The organism is Variovorax sp. OK605, assembly GCF_900115445.1.
Taxonomy (GTDB): domain Bacteria; phylum Pseudomonadota; class Gammaproteobacteria; order Burkholderiales; family Burkholderiaceae_C; genus Variovorax.
Genome location: NZ_FOWL01000010.1, coordinates 147486 through 167501, shown reverse-complemented (window position 1 = coordinate 167501; position 20016 = coordinate 147486). Strand labels below are relative to the sequence as shown.

Below are 20016 nucleotides of genomic sequence, written 5' to 3'. Positions count from 1 at the left end.
AAAACAAAGACTGGAAGAGACAAATGAAGACCCCTCTCCTGCGCGGCATCGCGCTCTCGCTGTCCCTGCTCGCCGGCCTGGCCGCCTCGGCCCATGCCGACTACCCCGACCATGCCGTGAAGCTCGTCGTGCCCTACACCCCGGGCGGCTCGGCCGACATCGTGGGCCGCGCGCTCGCCACCGAACTGTCGAAGGAAATCGGCCAGGCCGTGGTGGTCGACAACAAGCCCGGCGCCAACACCATGGTGGCGGCCAGCGGCGTGGCGCGCGCGCCGGCCGACGGCTACACGCTGCTGCTGGCCAGCAGCGCGAGCATGGTGCTCAACCCGCAGCTCTACAAGAAGATGAGCTACGTGCCGCAGAAGGACTACCGCGTGCTGGCGGTGGCGGCCGAGGCGCCGCTGGTGGTGGTCACCAACGACAAGGCGCCGCCGCGCACGCTCAAGGAGTTCCAGGCCTACGCCAAGGCCAATGCCGGGCGCCTGAACTACGGTTCGGTCGGGCTGGGCAATCCGTTGCAGCTGGCCAGCGAGATGCTCAAGAGCGAACTGCAGATCGACCTGGTGCACGTGCCCTACAACGGCAGCGCGCCCGCATTGGCCGCGCTGTTGGGCAACGACACGCAGCTGATGGTCGACGTGGTGAGCACCTCGCTGCCCCACATCCGCGCCGGCAAGCTGCGCGCACTGGCCGTCACGGGCAGCGAGCGCGTGAAGTCGCTGCCCGACGTGCCCACGGTGGCCGAGGCCGGCTTCCCCGGCTTCCATGCCGCCACCTGGTTCGGCGTGGCCGTGCCGGCGGCCACCCCGGCCGCGGTGTCGGCCACGCTGCAGTCGGCCATCCACAAGGTGATGCAGGGCGCCCAGTTCCGCAGCCTGGTCGAGGCGCAGTCGCTGCTGGTGCAATCGCCGCGCACCGACGCCGAGCTCAACCAGTACATCGAGCGCGACCGCAGCAGCTGGGGCAAGGTGATCCGCGAGCGCAACATCACGCTCGAGTGACGCAGGGGCGCCGCAGTTCAGTAAGGGCTGCGGATGCCCATCTCCGCGAGGATCTCGATCTCGTACGCCTCCATCTCGTCGGCGTCGGCCTCGCTGGTCTCGTGGTCCCAGCCCTGCGCATGCAGCGTGCCGTGCACCAGCAGGTGGGCGTAGTGGTTGGCCAGCGTCTTGCGGTTTTCCTTCGCCTCGCGCGCCACCACCGGCGCGCACAGCACCAGGTCGGCCATCACCAGCGGGCTCTGCGCATAGTCGAAGGTCAGCACGTTGGTCGCGTAGTCCTTGCCGCGGAACTCGCGGTTCAGGCGCTGGCCTTCGTCGGCATCGACGATGCGCACGGTGATCTCGCCGTCGATGTCCAGCGCATGGCGGATCCAGCGCGTCACGCTGTGGCGCGGCAGCGCGGCGCGGTGGCGCTCCACGCCCTTGAAGCGGCCGAACTGCAGCGACAGCGACAGCGCCGGAAGTCTGGAGGCCGCCATGTCAGTGGGCTCCCGCGCGCTTGCGCTGGCCGTCGTAGGCGTCGACGATCTTCGCCACCAGCGGGTGGCGCACCACGTCCGCGCTGGTGAAGTGCGTCATGGCGATGCCGCTCACGCGCTTGAGCACGCGCTCGGCGTCGATCAGGCCGCTCAGCTGCTGCTTGGGCAGGTCGATCTGGCTCACGTCGCCCGTCACCACCGCGCGCGCGCCGAAGCCGATGCGCGTGAGGAACATCTTCATCTGCTCGGGCGTGGTGTTCTGCGCCTCGTCCAGGATCACGAAGGCGTTGTTCAGCGTGCGACCGCGCATGAAGGCCAGCGGCGCAATCTCCAGCGCATTGCGCTCGAACGCCTTCTGCACCTTCTCGTAGCCCATCAGGTCGTACAGCGCGTCGTACAGCGGGCGCAGGTAGGGGTCGACCTTCTGCGTCAGGTCGCCCGGCAGGAAGCCCAGGCGCTCGCCCGCTTCCACGGCCGGGCGCGTCAGCACGATGCGCTGCACGGCCGCGCGCTCCAGCGCGTCGACCGCGCAGGCCACCGCGAGGTAGGTCTTGCCGGTGCCGGCCGGGCCGATGCCGAAGGTGATGTCGTGCTTGGCGATGTTGTCCAGGTAGGCCGCCTGCGTGGGCGTGCGCGCGCGCAGGTCGGCGCGGCGGGTGACCAGCATCGCGGCGTCTTCGTCGCCCTCGAGCATCGAGCCGTCGCCGGCCAGCGTGAGCTGCACCACGGCCGCGTCGATCGGGCGCTGGGCGATCTCGTAGAGCGCCTGCAGCACGTCCATGGCGCGTTGCGCGGTGGCCTTGGGGCCGTCGACCTTGAACTGCTCGTGGCGGTGGGCGATCTTCACGCCCAGGGCTTCCTCGATGCGGCGCAGGTGGGCGTCCAGGGGTCCGCACAGGTGGCCGAGGCGCGAGTTGTTCAGTGGGGTAAAGGTGTGTCGCAGAATCACGCCGGACATTTCAAGGAAAAAGGGCACCCATGATAGGCAAACTGACCGGCACGCTGGCCGAGCGCAATCCCCCCCAGGTGGTTGTGGACTGCAACGGGGTCGGCTACGAGGTCGACGTGCCCATGAGCACGTTCTACAACCTCCCGGCCACCGGCGAGCGCGTGTCGCTGCTCACGCACTTCGTGGTGCGCGAGGACGCGCAGATTCTCTACGGCTTCGGCACCGCAGAGGAGCGCGGGGCTTTCCGCCAGCTCATCAAGATCACCGGCGTGGGCCCGCGCACCGCGCTGGGCCTGCTTTCTGGCATGAGCGTGGCAGAGCTGTCGCAGGCCATCACCACGCAGGAGCTGGGCCGGCTCGTGAAGATCCCGGGCATCGGCAAGAAGACCGCCGAGCGGCTGCTGCTGGAGCTCAAGGGCAAGCTGGGCGCCGACATCGGCCTGCCCGCGCACGCCGCCTCCGACGCGCAGGCCGACATCCTGCAGGCGCTGATCGCGCTGGGCTACAGCGACAAGGAAGCCGCGCTCGCGCTCAAGGCGCTGCCGAAGGACGCGACGGTGAGCGAGGGCATCAAGATGGCGCTGAAGTCGCTGGCCAAGTAAGAACGCGAGAGGGCGCACAGGCATGCCGAACTGCGACTTCTACGCCACGCCCGAAGACCACGAGGGCCTGCTCGCGTGGCTGCTGGCCGACGGTGCCTGCGAGGTGCACGAGCTGGCCTCCGACTTCGGGCAGCCGCTCAGGCGCTTCCACTCGGCGGGCGAAGTGCTCGCCCAGTTCGAGCGGCGCTATCCCCATGGCGGGAAGTGGCGCGCCGTTCACCTGCAGCTCTACGTGCCGGGGGCCGGGCCGCCGTTCGTGCCGCGGCGCGTGTCGCTCGACCCGAAGGCCTGCGGTGGCGCGACCTTTCGCTACAACGCCGACGGCTGGGGCCTCGTGCAGCTCTACCTGGGCGCGCTGCCCGAAGGCGACACGCGGCTCGAAGATTCGCACACCAACCACAACACCCTGAAGCGGGCGCAGGCCTGGTCGGCCACATTGCCGGAAATGGGCGACGTCGGCGCCTGGGACTTCGGCAAGATCACCGCCTTCTCGTCGCGCCTGAACCGCGAGATCCGCAAGCGGGGCGTGGCAAGGATCGGCAGCCGCGCCATACTGCCGGGCGCGCTCGCGCTGTGGAACGCCGGGGTGGCCATGGGCCCCTGGAAGCCCGGCGAGCATGCGCTGCAAGGAGACACCTCGACGTGAGCGCTTCCCCGTTTCCCGCACCGGCCATCCGCGCCATGCCGCTCGCCGTGACAGGCGGCGCCCTGATGCCCCTGATGCCCCTGATGCCCCTGATGCCTCTGACGCCGCTGATGCGTGCCGAGATGCCGCTGGAACTCGTCGGCCCGCGCCTGCAGGCCGTCTGCGGCAACTTCGCCGCGGTGCCCATGCCGCGCCAGCACACCGTGTCGGGCGGCATCGAGGTGCGGCGCGCGGGCGGTGTCGACTTTGCGCTCATCGGCCAGAACCTGCAGCGCGTGTACCGCGACGCGCGCGCCATTCGCGGCGACGACCGCGAACACTTCTTCCTGGTGTTCCAGGACCACGGCGGCGCGCTCATGTGCCAGGGCGAGCAGCGCGTGGCGGTGCAGGCCGGCGACATCGTGCTGATCGATTCCGCGCGCCCCTCCGAATTCGTCTACGACGGCGCCTGCTCGCAACAGGTGTCGGTCCACCTGCCGCGCGCCGACATGCTCGCGCGCTTCGGCCCCGCGCTGCAGGGCGGCGTCTGCGTGCGGCGCGGCGACGCGCTCGGCTTCGCCATGCGGGCCATCCTGGCGCGCATGCTCGAAAGCGGGCAGAGCGACGACGCGCACCTGGTGGAGGCCTTTCTGGGCGTGTTCGGCTCGGTGCTGGTCGAGCGCGCCCGGCAGGTGCCGGCGCTCGCGCGCAGCGCCGGCGAAGGCGTGCTGCGCAAGGCGCTCGACCACGTGGCCCTGCACTTCCAGGACCCGGCCTTCCACGCGGGCGACCTCGCGCGGCACCTGGGCGTGTCGCCGCGCCTGCTGCAGCGCGCCTTCGAGTCGCTGGGCGTGTCCCCGAGCCGCCACATCCTCGACGCCCGGCTGGCCGCCGCCCATGCGTCGCTCCAAGCCGCCGCCAAGCGCGGCGCACCGGCGGTGGCCGTTTCGGTGGTGGCCTACGACTGCGGCTTCAACGACCTGTCCTTCTTCCACCGCGAGTTCCGCAAGCGCTTCGGCGTGCCGCCCGGGCAACTGGGCCGCGTCGAGCCGGACCCGCCGCTGCACTGACGCCTGAGTCCATGCGCTGACGTCCTGCTCCAAGACGCAGGGCCTTGCTTTTCCTACATTGGGCCGGCGCCCGCCATGCGGCGGTGCGTTCCAGCATCAACCCAACGAGGACAAAGAATGCAAGAGACAAGAATGACCATCGGCGGCCGCGCGGTGCAGGGCGCGACCTCCTTCGAGGTGCGCAACCCCGCCAACGGCCAGGTGGTCGGCACCGCGCCCAACGGCTCTCGCGCCGACCTCGACGCCGCCGTGGCCGCCGCCCGCAAGGCCTTCACCAGCTGGTCGCAGAAGCCCGATGACGAACTCGCCGCCGCCTGCCGGGCCGTCACCGAGAAGATCGGCGCGCACGCCGAGGAACTCGCCCGCCTGCTCACGCTGGAGCAGGGCAAGCCGCTCAACGGCCTGGGCTCGCGCTGGGAAATGGGCGGCGCCGCCGCCTGGGCCGGCGCCACCGCGGCGCTGTCGCTGCCGCCGCGCGTGCTGCAGGACAACGCGCAGGGCCGCGTCGAGATCTTCCGCAAGCCCGTGGGCGTGGTCGGCTCGATCACACCGTGGAACTTCCCCGTGATGATCGCCGTGTGGCACGTGCTGCCGGCGCTGCGCACGGGCAACACGGTGGTCATCAAGCCTTCTCCGTACACACCGCTGGCCACGCTGCGCTTCGTGGAGCTGCTCAACGAGGTGCTGCCCGAGGGCGTGGTCAACAGCGTGAGCTGCGACGACCGCACCTCGAACCTCGGTGCCGACATGGCGGCCGACCCCGTCATCCGCAAGATCGTGTTCACCGGCTCCTGCGCCACCGGCCAGAAGGTGATGCAGTCGGCCGCGCGCACCATGAAGCGGCTCACGCTCGAACTCGGCGGCAACGACGCCGGCATCGTGCTGCCCGACGCCGACCCCAAGACCATTGCCGAAGGCCTCTTCTGGGGCGCCTTCCTGAACAACGGCCAGACCTGCGCGGCCATGAAGCGCCTGTACGTGCACGAGCGCATCCACGACGACGTGTGCGAGCACCTCGCGGCCTTCGCGAAGAAGGTGCCCATGGGCGACGGCATGGACGAGAAGAACGTGCTCGGCCCGGTGCAGAACCGCATGCAGTTCGACAAGGTCGCGCGGCTGGTGGCCGACGCGAAGAAGAAGGGCCAGCTGCTCACCGGTGGCGAGCCGGGCGAGGGCCTGTTCTTCCCCGCGACCATCGTGGCGGGCCTGAAGAACGGCGACGCGCTGGTCGACGAGGAACAGTTCGGCCCCGCGCTGCCCGTGATCCGCTACTCGGACGTGGACGACGCCATTCGCGCGGCCAACGACAGCGAGAACGGCCTGGGCGGCTCGGTGTGGTCGAGCGACATCGAGCACGCACGCCGCGTGGCCAGCCGCATGGAATGCGGCTCGGTGTGGATCAACAAGCACGGCGCCATCCAGCCCAACGCGCCCTTCGGCGGCGTGAAGGCTTCGGGGCTCGGCGTGGAGTTCGCGGAAGAGGGGCTGAAGGAATACACCGACGCCCAGGTGATCTTCTCCTGAGGTTCAGGCGCGGCGTGACAGCAACTCGGTGACCTGGGCCGGCTGCGGGTCCACCGCGGTCGCCCAGGTCATCGCGCCGCGCCGGTCGAAGAGGAAGACGCGGTTCAGGTGCGGCACCGCGTCCTGCGCGCTGCCGAGCTGGAACGCCGCGAGCATGCGCTCCACGCCGCGAAGCTCGGGCACCGCGGCTGTCCATGCATCGCGTTGCGCGCCGAACTTGGTCAGCCACGCATCCAGCCCCTTGGCATCGTCGCCGAGCGCGTCGATGCTGATCGACAGCAGACGGGCATTCACCTGGCGCGCACGCAGCTGTTCCTGCACCTGCGCGAACAGCGCGCCCTGAAGCAGGCAGGTGGTGCCGCAGCCGGTGAACATCAGCTGCACGGCCGTGAGCTGGCCGCGCAGCAGCGCCTGCAGGTTCGCCTTGCGCCCGTCGGCCAGCTGCAGCGGAATCGCACCGACCGGTGCGCGGTCCGTGACCGGGCCTTCGGGCTGCTTCATCGGTACCACCGCATCCTTCACAGGCTGGCCATGTGCTGCATGCGCATCGTGCGCGAACGCAGCGCCAGGCCACACGCCCATCGCGGCGAGGCCCGGCAGCGCGCCGAGAAAGGCCCTGCGGTGCGCGCGAGCGATGGCGATGGGCATCAAGCGAGCAGCGCGCTGCGCTTGGCCGTGTAGCCGCTGGCCTGCTCGTAGGCATGCCCCAGCTGCAGCACCGCCAGGTCGGCCTGCGGCCGGCCCATCACCTGCAGGCCCATCGGCAAGCCGCCGGGCCCGAAGCCCGCGGGTACCGCGAGCGTCGGCACGCCGGCCAGCGTGCCGCCGATCACCACTTCCATCCAGCGGTGGTAGGTGTCCATCGGCTTGCCGGCCACGGTCTTCGGCCAGTCGAGCCTGGCGTCGAACGGGAACACCTGCGCGGTGGGCAGCACCAGGTAGTCGTAGCGCTGGTAGAGCGCCTGCAGCGCCTGGTACCAGGCCGAGCGGTCCGACGAAGCCTTGTAGACATCGGCCGCATTGAGCTTCAACCCGTTCTCGATCTCCCACACCGCCGCCTCGTTGAGCAGGGGGCGCAGCTTGGGGTCGTTGTACAGCCCGCCCGCAATGCCCGCCACCATGAAGCCGCGCATCACCAGCCAGGTCTTCCACAGCCGTTCCATCGAGAAGTCGGGCTGCACCGCCTCGACAGTGCAGCCAATGGTCTCGAAGTGCTTCAGCGCGCGCTGGCAGGTGTCCATCACGCCGGCCTCCATCGGCAGGTAGCCGTTGTAGTCGCCGAGCCAGCCGATGCGTGCGCCCTTCATGTCCCTGGCCAGCGGCTGCGCGAACACGGCCGGGTCGTCCTTCAGCGACTGCGGCGTGCGCGGGTCGTAGCCGGCCTGGGTCGACAGCAGCATCGCCACGTCGCCCACGCTGCGGCCCATCGGGCCTTCGTAGCCGAGCTGCTGGATGAACACCTCGCCGGTCGGGCCGTAGGGCACGCGGCCCGCCGAAGGGCGAAAGCCGAACACGTCGTTCCAGCCCGCGGGGTTGCGCAGCGAGCCCATGAAGTCGCTGCCGTCGGCCACCGGCAGCATGTCCAGCGCCAGGGCCACCGCCGCGCCGCCGCTGCTGCCGCCCGCGCTGCGGGTGGTGTCGTAGGCGTTGACGGTGGTGCCGAACACCTTGTTGTAGGTGTGCGAGCCCAGGCCGAACTCGGGCGCGTTGGTCTTGCCGATGAGCACCGCGCCGGCCTTGCGCGCGCGCTCGACGATGATCGAATCGGCCTTGGGCACATGGTTCCTGAAGATCGGCGAGCCCTGCGTGGTCGGAATGCCCGCGGTGTTCGTCAGGTCCTTCGGCGCCTGCGGAAAACCGTGCATCCAGCCGACGTTGCGGCCCGCCGCCCTGGCGGTTGCCAATTGCGTGTCGCGTTCGCCGGCCTGCGCCAGCAGACCGTCGCGCGCCTGCAGCGACACGATGGCGTTGACCTTCGGGTTGAGCCGGTCGATCTGCGCCAGGTACGCGCCCATCACTTCCACGCAGGACACGCTGCGCGACCGGATCGCTTGCGAGAGTTGAACAGCACTCCAGCCGGTGATCTCGCGTTGCGAGCGCGCGGTGGCGCCGGCGGTTTGCGCCGTCGCGTTCAGCGCAACGGGCGCCGCGAGCACGGCCGCGCCGAGCTTGAGGAAGCCGCGGCGGCTGTTGTCGCCCGGCGTGAACGAAGGGGTTGCAAAGTCATTCATCTCGAATCCGTCTGTGTGTTGTTCTTGAATCTGCGGAATGCGCCTGCTGTGCGCCTGCCGTGCATTTGCTGTGCGACGGCTGCGCGCCTACTTGCGAAGGGCGGCCGTCAGCGCGCCGAGCAGCGCGTCGGTCTCGACCAGGCTCGGCCCGTGGATGGGCTTGGGCCAGGTGCTGTGGATCGCGACCACCAGCTTCTCCTTCGGGTTGATGTAGATCTGCTGGCCGAAGATGCCGAGCGCGGCGAACAGCCCGCCGTCGAGGTTGGGCAGCGCCTTCTCGCCGACCGGAAAGGTCCACCACTGGTAGCCGTAGCCCATCGGCTCGAAGCCCTTGAGCGTGCCGGGCGCGAGGCGCTGCGCCGGGTCGGCGCGCGTGGCGTCGGCGATCCAGTTCGCGGGCAGCACCTGCTTGCCGCCGGCCACGCCGCCTTCGAGCACGAACAGGCCGAAGCGCCCGAAGTCGCGCAGCGTGGCGTTCACGCCGCTGCCGGTGAACTCCTGGCCGTTGGGCGAATCGAGCTGCCAGTAGGCGTCGGCCTCCATGCCGAAGGGCGCCCAGATCTTCTTCGACAGGTACGCGCTGATCGGCTGCTTGATGGCACCCGCCAGGATCTCGCCGACCAGGTAGGTCTCGCCCGTGCTGTAGTTGAACCGGGTGCCCGCCGGCGCCACGCGCGGCAGCTGGGCCATGAACTTCAGCACCGCGCCTTTTTCCTGCGCGAGCTGCGCGCGCAGCATCTGGCGGCGGTCGGACGCGGGGTCGAGGTAGTCCTCGTTCCAGGCCACGCCGGAGCTCATCTGCAGCACCTGCTTCACCGTGACCTCGTCGTAGGCCGAGCCGCGCAGCGCGGGCACGTACTTGACCACCGAGTCGTCGAGGCTGGCGATGAAGCCGTCCTTCACCGCCGCGCCCACCAGCGTGGAAGACAGCGACTTGGCCACGGAGAACGACAGCCATTTCGTCTTCGCGTCGTTGCCCATGGCGTAGCGCTCGAGCACGACCTTGCCGTCCTTGAGCACCAGCAGGCCGGCCGTGCGGTTGCGTGCCATGAACTCGTCGATGCCGTAGCGCTGATCGCCCACCTGGTAGCTCACGTCGATCTTCTTCCCCTCGGGCAGCGGGTGCACATGCGTGCCGCGCTGGATGGTGCGCGTCGGGTACAGCCGGTCCATGTGGCGGTAGGTGGGGGCCTGCAGCTCGGGCGGCAGCGTCATCAGGTCTTCGTAGCGGCCGAAGACTTCGTCCTGCGGCGCGGCGGGTTGGGCCTGGGCTTGCGCCTGCAGGCCGGCGGCCATGCCGAGCGTGGCGACCAGCGCGGTGGTGGCGCGCGCGAGTTGCGCGAGCTTGGGGCGCGAAGACGGATGTGAAGTAGAGCGGGGGTTCATGTCGGTGCGTGCGGTGTCGTTGTTCGGTGTGCGGTCGCGGTCCGTCATTTCGCGGGGCGGTTCAGCCCCAGCGTCGGCGTCTCGTCGAAGAAGTTCCAGGGCTTGAGCAGCGCGTGCACCCACTCGGTGGGCATGATCGGCCACTCCTCCGCGCGCGCCACGTGCGTGGTGCCGGTGGTGAGCCACACCACGTTGTCGGTGTTCACGATGTCCTGGTTGTCGGCCGTGAACTGGCCCAGGCCCGTGTCCTTGTCGGAGCGGTTCGGGTACTTGCCTTCGGGGAACTGCTCGTCGGGGTTGTAGCGCGTCACCCAGAGCTGGCGGTCCATGAAGCTCAGGCGGTGGTTGATCCACTCGTCCTTGGCGAAGTTGGCGCCCTTGGCAATCGGGTGCGTGCCACCCGCGTACGGAATGAGCTGGTACGACACCGGGTTGCCGACCTTGTTGTTCTTCGCCGGGTTGCTCAGCAGCCGGATGGTCGAGGGGTCGAACTTCTGCGCCGCCTGCTGCTCGTTCTGCACCGTTCGCTGCACCGTCTGCATGGTGCTGGTGCGCGGGCCGCCGCGGGTGTTGGGCAGCACCACCGGGTCGACCTCGGTGAGCGAGTTGGCCTCGCCGTCCACGTCCATGTCGAGGCGGAAGTTGTAGATGTGCTGGTGCGTGGTGCCCACGATGTGGTGGTCCAGCAGCGTGCCGTAGCGCGTGTCCTCGGCGGCGGTGGCGTCCTGCATGGTGCGCGACTTCACGCCCTTCACCGCTTCGATGCCGGTGGCGCCCGCGTTGATGCCGATGGTGCCGTTCTCCGCGAACACCCAGTCGAACATGTAGTCGTAATTTCCCACCGTGCTGATCCAGCGCACCACCAGTTCGCGGCGTTCCACGCTGATGTTGGGCTTGCCCATTTCCTGGTGCTTGAATTCCGCGTCGGCGTAGCGCTCGAACACCGCGATGGCGCGCGGCACCTGGGTGGCCGTGCCGGTGTAGTCGGCCAGCGTGGCGTCCAGCAGCACCGCGTTCTGCGGCGCGTCCTTGTTCGGCTCGATGGGCGAGGTCAGCGTGCCCATGCCGTACTCGCCGGAGTCGAGGTAGGCCTTGAAGTACCAGCCTGTGTCGGGGTCGCCGTAGGGCACGATCATGCCGCCCAGCGAGCCTTCGTACATCACCTTGCGCTTCGTGCCCTTGTCGTTGTACGTGACGGTCGACAGCACCAGCCCCACGCGCGAGTCGAGCCGCACATGGAAGTCCCAGTTGCGCCAGTGCAGCGTGTTGCCGGCGATGGTGTAGTTCTTGCCCTCGGGCTCGGTGATGTCCAGCGGCTTGGGCGCGGGTGTGCCCGCGCGGTCGCGCCCGTCGTAGGGCGTGGGCTTGAGCGGCACCGGCACCAGGCCGCCGTCCTCGATCTTGATGATCTTCTTCTGCTCGAGGTCGACCACCGCCACCAGCCCCTCGATCGGGTGCGCCCAGTAGTTGCCGTCGCCCACGTCCAGGTAGCTCACCACCTTCAGCAGGCGGTCTTCCTGGCGCAGCGAGTCCTTGCCGTCGAAGTAGCCCACGGTCAGCGGCGTGGCCACCACCTTCTTCACGTCGGCGATGCCGCGCACGGCCAGCGCCCTGGCGTAGTCGGCGCTGGCCTCGATGGCGCTCTGCACCGTGGCGAAGTCGTCCAGCAGCACCATGCCGTGCGCGCCTTCCACCGGTTTCCAGGCCGTGAGGCTGCGTGCCGCGAGGTCGACCGTGCCCTCGATCACCTTCTTGCCGTCGAGCGCGACAAACTCGGCCTGGCGCGGCGCCTGCACCGCTTGCCCGGCCAGCGCGAAGGCCCACACCTGGTCCTTCGGCGGGCGCTTGACGCTGATCTCGGTGAAGCGCAGGCCGGGCTTGTAGCGCCCGGAGGCCTTCAGCACGTCGACCGTGGCCCGGATCTCGGCGGCCGTGAGCGGGTTCAGCGGGTTGGCCACGCGCTCGACCACGAAGGTCTTGTCCAGGTTGGACTGGAACACCTGGTTGATGAAGTCGTGCGACACGAAGGCCGCGCCCTTGCGCATGACCACCGGCACGTCGAGCTGCAGCGGCTGGCCGTTGATCAGCGCGGTCTTCGAGCCCGGCTTGACGCGCACCAGCGTGCCGTTGCGCGAGATGGTGAACACGCCGCCGAAGCCGTCCCAGCGCACCGCGGCGCCGAAGTCTTCAACGGTCTTCTTCAGCGGCACCATGTGGGCCGCGCCGCCATGGGCCAAAGCGTTGCCTGCGCCCAGCGCGCCGGCGGCGCCCAGGGCCAGTGCCAGCGCCGTGGCAAGGAAACGTTGCGTGGCCTTGCGGGGCGTTCGGTGGTAGCTGCTGCGCATGGCTGCATCCTTCTTCGCATGTTGTTGTGGTGAACAACAGCGAAGTTAAGGTCGCAACCCCGTGGAGCGTTATCCGGATTTGGCAAGCCAGCGCATGCGCGTGGCCGAGGGGAGTTCGCCGAACAGGCGGCTGTAGTCGCTGGCAAAGCGCGACAGGTGCCAGAAGCCCCAGCGCGCGGCCACGTCGCCGATGGTGTCCCGCACGCGCGTCTGCAGCTCGCAGCGCACGCGGTTCAGGCGCATCACGCGCAGGTAGGTGACGGGGCTCAGGTGCACCACGTCCTCGAAGGCGTACTGCAGCGCACGGCGCGACACGCCGGTGGCGGTGCACAGGTCGGGCACGCTGATGGCTTCGTCGGCGTGCGCGTGCATGTACTCGCGCGCCATGGCCACGATGTGCCGGCGCGCCACCGTGCTGGCGGGCAGCTCGGCCTCGAAGGCGTCGGAGCCGATGCAGTGCAGCACGGCGTCGGCCAGCGAGAGCGACAGCATGTGCCGCGCGGCGGGCTGCTCCAGCTGGGTGAGGTTCTCGCGCGCCAGCGTCAGGGCCGCGCCCAGCAGGCGGGTGAATTCGGTCTCGTCGAAGCCGGGTTCGCGCACCGGCACCGGCTCGGGCAGGCGCAGTTCGAAGCCGGGGCCGAACAGCGTGGCGGCCAGCTCCGACAGCGGCGCGGCGTCGATGCACACGGCCATCAGGTCCATGCCGGCGCCCGCGAGCAGCTCGAACTCGCGCTGCGGGGAGAGGGCGATCAGCCGGCGTCCGCCGATGTCATGCCCGCAATACCAGCTGCCGGGCTGCTCGACCTGGGTCACGGCAAAGGCGATGGTGCCGGGCCGGCCGTGGCCCGCCTGCAGCACCGTCTGGTTCGCGTGCTCGTGGAAGACCTGGACGTAGTCGAGGTGCAGGTCCTCGGAGAGGCCGGCGAAGCGGCCGTTGGAGAGCTGCTCGTAGCGCTGCTCCCAGGCGTCCACGCTGGAAGCCTGTGCCTGGGCCTCGGTGGTCAGTTGTCGGGTGAAGTGGAGCTCGGTCATGGTGCGCGGTGGCGCGGCGGCCATCGTCGACCTGACGAGCAGAAACCGTGCCAATCACGACGCAGTGTGGGGGAGCAGGCCTCGCTTGAACATGTTGCTTACCCTCGGGTGCGAGGCGGAAAAACGCGAGACGGCACCGGCCGATGCGCGGCGATGGCCCTCAGGGGTGGATCTTCTCGCCCCGCGCCAGCATCTCGACGAACTTTTCAATGCGGCGCGCCCGGGTCTCCGGTTTTTTCGCACCCTGCGTGCGGAACAGCACCGCATAGCGGTTGCGCGCGTCGAGCGTGGCGAAAAACTTCGCGGCCTTCCTGTTGGCGTCCAGCGCCGCCTGCAGGTCGGGCGGCACGGTCGCCACGCTGGCGCCTTCGTAGGCCGCGTCCCAGCGCCCGTCGGCCTTCGCGCGCGCCACCTCGGCCAGCCCGGCGGGCTGCATGCGGCCGTCGTCGATGAGCTTGCGCACCTTGTCGCGGTTGATCTGCGACCACATGCTGCGCGGGGTGCGCGGCGTGAAGCGCTGCAGGAAGTACTGCGCGTCGTCGCTCTTGCGCTGGCCGTCGATCCAGCCGTGGCACAGCGCCTCTTCGAGCGCCTGCGGATGGTCGATCGACGCAATGCCGGAGCCCTTCTTCGCGATGCGCAGCCAGATGCCGGCGGCGCTCTCATGGTGGCGCCGCAGCCAGCGCGTCCAGGCCGCGGCGTCGGCGCATTCGAGCGGCGCGTCGTGCTGAACGCGCCCGGTGCTCACGGCACCCACCAGTAGCGCAGGGCGTGGAAATAGATGGGCGCGGCGAAGATCACCGAGTCGAGCCGGTCGAGCATGCCGCCGTGGCCCTCGATCATCGAACCCCAGTCCTTCACGCCGCGGTCGCGCTTGATGGCCGACATCACGAGGCCGCCGAAGAAGCCCATGAGGCAGATGGTGAGCGCCATCAGCGCCGCCTGCCACGGGTTGAACGGCGTGGCCCAGTACAGCGCCGCGCCCAGCGCGGTGGCGCTCGCCACGCCGCCGATCAGGCCTTCCCAGGTCTTGGAGGGCGACAGCTCGGGCGCCACCTTGCGCTTGCCGAACAGCTTGCCCCACACGTACTGCAACACGTCGCTGCCCTGCACCACGATCACCAGGAACGCGATCAGCAGCAGGTTGCGGCCCTCGAAGCCCGGAATCTGCAGCGTGAGCAGCGCGGGCACGTGGCTGATGCAGAACACGCACACCATCAGCCCCCACTGGATCTTGGAGGTGCGTTCCAGGAAGCGCTGCGTGTCGCCGCCCACCGCCGCCAGGATGGGCAGGATCAGGAAGGCATACACCGGGATGTAGATGGAGTACAGCCCGTACCAGTCGATCCAGATCAAAAAGTACTGGCCCGGCAGCGCCACGAAGAAGGCCAGCGCAATGGCGCCGTGGTCGCCGCGCCGCGTGTAGGCCAGGCTGATGAACTCGCGCAGCGCGTAGAACGAGATCAGGTAGAACAGCACGATCACGCCGCCCTTGCCGAAGGCAAAGGCGATGCCGATGACCGCCACCATCACCCACCACGCGTTCACGCGCGAGTTGAGGTTGTCGATGACCGAGTGCGGCTGGCCGTGCGCCACGCGCCACTTCAGCACCGCGCCGATGGCCGAGGCCAGCACCAGCACGCCGAAGACGCCGCCGAAGAGCTTGAAGGTGGTCCAGGCGAAGGGGGAGAGTTCGATCATGCGGCGCTCCCACCGTTGTTCTGCCCGTTGGTGTCGATGCGGTCGTACTCGGGCCGCATGTCCAGCATCGCCGTGCGCGCGCGGGCCAGGAACGACACCTTGTCTTCTCCCTGCGCCAGTACCAGCGGCGTGCCGAAGCGCACCGTGCAGGCCAGCGGAATCGGCACCAGCACGCCCTTGGGCAGCACGCGCTTGAGGTTCTCGATCCACACCGGCACCAGCCGCACGTGCGGGCAGGCGCGCGCCAGGTGGAACAGGCCGCTCTTCAGCGGCAGCAGGATGTCGTCGCCCGTGTTGCGCGTGCCCTCGGGGAACATGATGAGCGAGTCGCCGCCTTCCAGCGCCTCCTTCATCTGGTCGACCGGGTTGCCGCCCTGGCCCGAGCCGTCGCGCCGGATCATCAGCGCGTTGAACACGTCGCGGCCGATGAAGTTGCGCAGCTTCGACGCTTCCCAGTAGTCCTGCCCGGCCACGGGCCGCGTGAGCGCGCGCAGGTCGGGCGGCAGCGTGGCCCACAGCAGCACGAAGTCGCCGTGGCTCGTGTGGTTGGCGAAGTACAGCGTCTGCTCGGCCTTGGGGCTGGTGCCCGACCAGATGGCGCGCACGCCGGTCAGCAGGCCGGCCGCGCCGATGATCAGCTTGCCCGCCACGATGGCGAGCCCGCGCCGCAGCACGGTGCTTTCGGGTTTGTCGTTGTTCTTGTTGTCTTCTGCGGTCAAGAGAGGTCCTGTGTCATCAAGGCGAGGAGGAACATGGCGCTCTGGCAGGCCACCACGATGGCGTGGCGCTGCATGAGCTGGCGCGTGCCCTGCACGCGGTCTTCCAGCGCGCGCGTGGGCGGCTGGTGCGGTTGCTGGTGCTGTGGCGCATCGCGCAGCCCGAGCGAGGCGAGCGCCTTGTCGAGCGCGTCGAGCGAGGTCACGGTGCTGCGCGCGAGGCCGTCGAACAGCGCCTCGTCGAAGCGCAGGCGGAACGCGAAGTAGCGCTCCAGCGCCCCCAGCACCACCACCGCGCCGAACGCCATGGTGGCCGTGGTGGAGAGCGAGCGCAGCGTCAGTGCGAGCACCAGCGCGGCGATGCAGGTGAGCGCGAAGCCCCAGAGGGCCAGCAGCGCGGCGGCGCGCAGCAGGCCGGCCAGCGCGGTACAGGTGGTGCGTTCGTTGTCAGTCATGGCGTGGGACCTCCGGCAGCTTCGACAGCGGCTTCAGGGGTTCCAGCGACGCCAGCCATGCCCCGCGCAGCACGATCTGCGGGCGGGCACGGCGCACGGCGGCCTCGGCCTGCGCCACACCGCCGGCCGCGCCGTAGCGGCCCAGCCAGGCGATGGACGCGGCCGCGCTGCGCGAGAAGCCGAGCGCGCAGCAGACCCATACGGTAGCGCTTTCGGCACGGTGCGTAGCGCCTTCTGCACGGTGCGTGGCGCTTGCAGCGTTGCGCCGCTGACCTTCGATGACTGCCGCCGCGCGCTGCAGCCGCACGGTGGGCGGCACCGTCAGGTCCAGCAGCGGCACGCAGCGCGCATGCGGCACGCCGGCCGGCAGCTGCAGCTCGGCGCACAGGCTCACCAGCCGGGGCCGGCCGGCGGCCAGCCATTCGGCGTGCGTCGGGCGGCGGCCCAGCCGCAGGCCGGGCACCACCTCGACCGAGGCCGGCAGCTTGCGCGTCCACAGCCAGGCATTGATGGCCGCGCCGAGCCGGTAGGGCGCGAACAGCCAGCGCGCCGCCCAGCCCATGCGGCCATGGCGGTTCATCTGGAAGCCGCGCGCGCCGAAGCCGATGTAGTTGAGCGCCACCAGCGCCAGCGACGCGGCCGGCCAGGCCAGCCACAGCGCGATGCCGCCGCCGTACAGCGCGGCGGCCAGGCACAGCACCGCGCCCGCCGCATAGAAGCCGCCCAGCTTCCAGCGTTGCGCGTCGCGCGTGCGCTGCCAGGCGCGAGGCATCGACACCACGCGCTCCAGCGGCCACAGCCACACGCAGAAGATGCCCAGCAGCGCGCCGGTCGGAATGTCGATGAAGTGGTGCTGCCACGTCGTGAGCACCGACGCGCAGATGGCGAAGGCCCACACATGCAGCACCAGCCGCGCCCACAGCGGCCGCAGGAACTGCCGGTACCAGTCCCACAGGATCACGGCCAGCGCAATGTGCAGCGAAGGCGCCTGGTTGAACGGCTGGTCGAAGCCGCGCAGCGCGTTGAACAGGAAGGCCGGCGCCCCGTCCACCGGCGGTTGGCCGAAGCTGAAGTGCAGCGGCCACAGGATGAAGCAGGTGCAGGCGACGAGCGTGGCCGTGACCAGCCGCAGCGCGTGCCGGTCGAGCGTGTGCTTGCTGCGCGCGAGGAACAGCGACAGCGCGTAGAAGACGTTGATGGTCCAGTACGGAAAGATCGTCCAGGGCCAGAACGGCACATGGCGCTCCCACGCGAAGGCCATCGACGGCACGCTGGCGCGCGTGGTGGCCCACCAGTTGGCGAACCCGTAGGTCGCGTAGAACAACGGCCCCAAAAATACCAGCCAGGCGGCGGCGCGCTTCCAGGGCCGCTGTGCCAGCCAGGCGGTCATTGCAAGGCCTCGGTGCCGCGCGCCGCTGCGCTCATCGCTCGGTGCGCACCGCCAGCGACACCGTGAAGATGCCCCACTCGTCGACCCGCTGGTCGATCTTGCGGAAGCCCGCTTCTTCCACCAGCTGGTCCATCTCGTACTGGGTGCGGCGGCGCATCACCCAGGCTTCGCCCTGGCGGTGGCTGGTGAGGGCGCGCGCGATCATCTCCAGCTGCGGATGCCACGGCTGGCCGGTGTAGACCAGGTAGCCCCGGTCTTCCACCGCGTCGCCCACGCCCGCGAGCGAGCGGCGCACCATCTCGTTGTCGGGGAACAGCTCGTACAGCCCCGACACCACGGCCAGCGTGGGCCGCGGCGTGACGCTCGCCAGGCTCATGCGGTCGAAGGCGTCGGCCTGCACGAACTGCGCGACGTCTTCCAGGCCCTTCTCGGCGATGAGCGCGCGGCCGTCGCGCACGTTGATGTCGCTGTAGTCGCGCAGCAGGATCGAGGCGGCCTTCACCGGGCTGGCCTGCACCGCGTCGAGCACGTAGCGGCCGTGGCCGGCGGCGATGTCCATCACGCGCACCTCGCGGTGCATTTCGGCCAGGCGCTCCATGGCGATGCGCAGCAGCTCCTCGACGTGGATCTTGCGCTGGCGGATGCCGCGCCAGCCGATCGAGTTCAGGTAGGTGTTGTCGATGGAGCGGCCAAGGGCCGAGCTGCCCTTCGGCTGGTTGCGGTACACGTAGTCGAGCGTGCTGCCGGAGTCGAAGCCGGTCTCATGGCCCAGCTTGATGCCGTCGGACATCGTGCCGCCCAGGCGCAGGCTGGCGCGGGTCATGGCCCAGTAGGCGCCGCGCGGCGACAGCGGCGACAGCGGCTCGGCCAGCGCGCGCGACTCGTCGGCCGTGTCGCCGCTCAGGTGCGCCTCGCGGCGGTCGACCGGCACGGCCGGCTCGTCGAAGCGCTGAAGGATGAACTCGCGGATCTGCGCCACGGCGGGCGCGCGGTCTTTCTCGCCCAGCGTGTCGTGGAAGAAGCCCGGCAGCTCGGTCTTGGTCTTCACCGCGCTGCCGAGGCGCTCGAAGAACTGGTGCTGCGGCTTGTGGTGCACCACCCAGTCGGCGCCGGAAATCAGCAGCTGCACCGGCAGCGTGATCGCGTTGGCATCGGCCACCACGCGGTCGGCGGCCTCGTACAGGCCCAGCAGGATGTTGACCGCGATGGGCCGCGAAATGAGCGGGTCGCTCTCGTAGCTGGCGATGCGCGCGGGGTCGTGCGTGAGGAACTTCGCCTTCACGTAGCTGTTCACGAAGAACAGGCCGCGCAGCTTGTGCATCAGGCCCAGGCCGGCGCGCGCGAACGGCACGTACAGCTTCACCTTGAAGGCCGGCGAGGCGAGGGTGAGGCCGCGCACCTTGGGGGCGTAGTCGTGCGCCCAGGTGGCGATCAGCACCGCGCCCACGCTCTGCGCGACCACGTGGATGTCCTGCTCGGGCACGCCGTGCGCGCTGCCGATGTGCTGCACGAAGGTCTGCACGTCGCGCACCGAGGTGCCGAAGCTGGGGCTGTAGCCGCGCTGGCCCGGCGAGCGGCCGTGGCCGCGCGCGTCCCAGGCGTAGAAGTCGAAATCGGGCAGGTTCAGCTCGTCGACCAGGTGCGCCATGCGCGCGCCGTGCTCGTGGCCGCGGTGGAACAGCACGATGGCGCCGCGCCGCGCGGCGCCCGTGGCGGGCCAGCGGCGGTAGAACAGCGATTCGCCGTCGTGGGTCTGGAACTGGCGTTCTTCGGGAACGCGCGAAGGCGCCATGTTGGTTGTGTCTGTCATTGAATCCCTGTGAGTTTTTTATTGGTCGATTTGTCTTGCGGTGCCGCCGCGCTCAGCCTGGTGCCGCCGGCACGGCCCCGGCTTCCGCCAGCGCGCGGCGGATGCGGTTGACCGTGGTCCAGGCCACCAGCGCCGCGAGCAGCGGCATCAGCCAGCCCGTCCAGCCCGGCAGCGGGCCGCCGAGTGCGACGTACAGGCCGAGCGCGCCGAACACGAAGGCCCGGTCGCTCTTGCCCAGCGGGCCGTCGTAGCGGCGCGAGGCGCCCACCGTGGGGCCCAGCGCGCCGGCGAATTCGCTCAGGCCGGCCAGCACGATCACCGTGCCGACCCAGAAGCCGCTGAACGGCGCCACCAGCGCAAAGGGCAGGTACAGCGCGGCGTCGGAGACCACGTCGGTCAGTTCGTTGAGGAAGGCGCCCAGCTTGCTTTGCTGGTGGTGTTCGCGCGCCAGCATGCCGTCGATGGCGTTGAAGGCCATGCGCAGGAACATCCACAGCGGGATGAGCGCGAAGGCTGCAAGGGAGGGCGCCGAGAAGAAGAGCCACAGCCCGAGGGCGACCGAGACGACGCATGCCGCCAGCGTCACCTGGTTGGCGGTGACGCCCATCGCATGCAGTCGGACCACCAGCGGCCGCAGCAGGGCCTGGAAACGCGGCTTCAGTTCGTAGATCGACACGTGCTGGCTTCCCCTCGTTTGTTA

Annotated in this window: 19 protein-coding genes; 5 read left to right on the top strand and 14 right to left on the bottom strand. The window is 69.6% G+C overall.

Features of this window, described 5'->3' with window-relative positions:
- The first annotated feature begins 23 nt into the window (after positions 1-23).
- Complete coding sequence (locus BM013_RS25670; RefSeq protein WP_093130484.1) at positions 24-1001, top strand: Bug family tripartite tricarboxylate transporter substrate binding protein; 978 nt, start codon at positions 24-26, stop codon at positions 999-1001.
- A gap of 17 nt (positions 1002-1018) precedes the next feature.
- On the opposite strand, the gene ybeY is transcribed toward BM013_RS25670, so the two are convergent.
- Positions 1019-1480, bottom strand: coding sequence for an rRNA maturation RNase YbeY (gene ybeY, locus BM013_RS25665; RefSeq protein WP_093130483.1), 462 nt, complete (start codon positions 1478-1480; stop codon positions 1019-1021).
- 1 nt (position 1481) lies between these two features.
- Positions 1482-2438, bottom strand: a complete 957-nt coding sequence (locus BM013_RS25660; protein ID WP_177206606.1) for a PhoH family protein — start codon at positions 2436-2438, stop codon at positions 1482-1484.
- A gap of 20 nt (positions 2439-2458) precedes the next feature.
- Between BM013_RS25660 and ruvA the strand changes: the two genes are divergently transcribed.
- The 4 genes from ruvA to BM013_RS25640 all read left to right on the top strand — a co-directional run bounded on the left by ruvA (position 2459) and on the right by BM013_RS25640 (position 6250).
- Positions 2459-3031 (top strand): Holliday junction branch migration protein RuvA, encoded by a 573-nt coding sequence (gene ruvA, locus BM013_RS25655; RefSeq protein ID WP_093130482.1) that lies wholly within the window; start codon positions 2459-2461, stop codon positions 3029-3031.
- 22 nt (positions 3032-3053) lie between these two features.
- A complete protein-coding gene (locus BM013_RS25650) occupies positions 3054-3677 on the top strand; it encodes a hypothetical protein (protein ID WP_093130481.1) in 624 nt (207 codons plus the stop codon).
- Entirely contained in the window at positions 3674-4726 is a 1053-nt protein-coding gene (locus tag BM013_RS25645) for a helix-turn-helix domain-containing protein (RefSeq protein ID WP_093130480.1), read from the top strand. The genes BM013_RS25650 and BM013_RS25645 overlap by 4 nt, the downstream gene beginning before the upstream one ends.
- A 117-nt stretch (positions 4727-4843) precedes the next feature.
- The gene (locus BM013_RS25640; RefSeq protein ID WP_218153686.1) at positions 4844-6250 is read left to right on the top strand and encodes an aldehyde dehydrogenase family protein; all 1407 of its coding nucleotides are present in this window, start codon (positions 4844-4846) and stop codon (positions 6248-6250) included.
- 3 nt (positions 6251-6253) lie between these two features.
- Here BM013_RS25640 and BM013_RS25635 read toward each other — a convergent pair whose 3' ends face one another.
- The 12 genes from BM013_RS25635 to BM013_RS25580 all read right to left on the bottom strand — a co-directional run bounded on the left by BM013_RS25635 (position 6254) and on the right by BM013_RS25580 (position 19992).
- A complete protein-coding gene (locus BM013_RS25635) occupies positions 6254-6898 on the bottom strand; it encodes an SCO family protein (RefSeq protein WP_093130478.1) in 645 nt (214 codons plus the stop codon).
- Positions 6898-8481, bottom strand: coding sequence for an amidase (locus BM013_RS25630; RefSeq protein WP_093130477.1), 1584 nt, complete (start codon positions 8479-8481; stop codon positions 6898-6900). The genes BM013_RS25635 and BM013_RS25630 overlap by 1 nt, the downstream gene beginning before the upstream one ends.
- 87 nt (positions 8482-8568) lie before the next feature.
- A complete protein-coding gene (locus BM013_RS25625) occupies positions 8569-9915 on the bottom strand; it encodes a serine hydrolase domain-containing protein (RefSeq protein WP_218153685.1) in 1347 nt (448 codons plus the stop codon).
- Entirely contained in the window at positions 9912-12212 is a 2301-nt protein-coding gene (tynA, locus tag BM013_RS25620; RefSeq protein WP_093130476.1) for a primary-amine oxidase, read from the bottom strand. Before tynA ends, BM013_RS25625 begins: the two co-directional genes overlap by 4 nt.
- Positions 12213-12281: 69 nt before the next feature.
- A complete protein-coding gene (locus BM013_RS25615) occupies positions 12282-13244 on the bottom strand; it encodes a helix-turn-helix domain-containing protein (RefSeq protein WP_143098335.1) in 963 nt (320 codons plus the stop codon).
- A 160-nt stretch (positions 13245-13404) separates the two neighbouring features.
- Positions 13405-13992, bottom strand: a complete 588-nt coding sequence (locus BM013_RS25610; RefSeq protein WP_093130608.1) for a YdeI/OmpD-associated family protein — start codon at positions 13990-13992, stop codon at positions 13405-13407.
- Positions 13989-14945, bottom strand: a complete 957-nt coding sequence (locus tag BM013_RS25605) for a phosphatidate cytidylyltransferase (RefSeq protein ID WP_093130474.1) — start codon at positions 14943-14945, stop codon at positions 13989-13991. The genes BM013_RS25610 and BM013_RS25605 overlap by 4 nt, the downstream gene beginning before the upstream one ends.
- Positions 14942-15664: a lysophospholipid acyltransferase family protein gene (locus BM013_RS25600; protein WP_371280850.1), complete on the bottom strand. Its 723-nt coding sequence runs from the start codon at positions 15662-15664 to the stop codon at positions 14942-14944. Before BM013_RS25600 ends, BM013_RS25605 begins: the two co-directional genes overlap by 4 nt.
- Positions 15661-16116 (bottom strand): hypothetical protein, encoded by a 456-nt coding sequence (locus tag BM013_RS25595; protein ID WP_093130473.1) that lies wholly within the window; start codon positions 16114-16116, stop codon positions 15661-15663. The genes BM013_RS25600 and BM013_RS25595 overlap by 4 nt, the downstream gene beginning before the upstream one ends.
- A complete protein-coding gene (locus tag BM013_RS25590; RefSeq protein WP_093130472.1) occupies positions 16109-17506 on the bottom strand; it encodes a phosphatase PAP2/dual specificity phosphatase family protein in 1398 nt (465 codons plus the stop codon). Before BM013_RS25590 ends, BM013_RS25595 begins: the two co-directional genes overlap by 8 nt.
- 31 nt (positions 17507-17537) lie before the next feature.
- Positions 17538-19316 (bottom strand): bifunctional alpha/beta hydrolase/class I SAM-dependent methyltransferase, encoded by a 1779-nt coding sequence (locus BM013_RS25585; protein ID WP_093130471.1) that lies wholly within the window; start codon positions 19314-19316, stop codon positions 17538-17540.
- 52 nt (positions 19317-19368) lie between these two features.
- Positions 19369-19992: a CDP-alcohol phosphatidyltransferase family protein gene (locus tag BM013_RS25580; protein WP_093130470.1), complete on the bottom strand. Its 624-nt coding sequence runs from the start codon at positions 19990-19992 to the stop codon at positions 19369-19371.
- Positions 19993-20016: the final 24 nt, after the last annotated feature.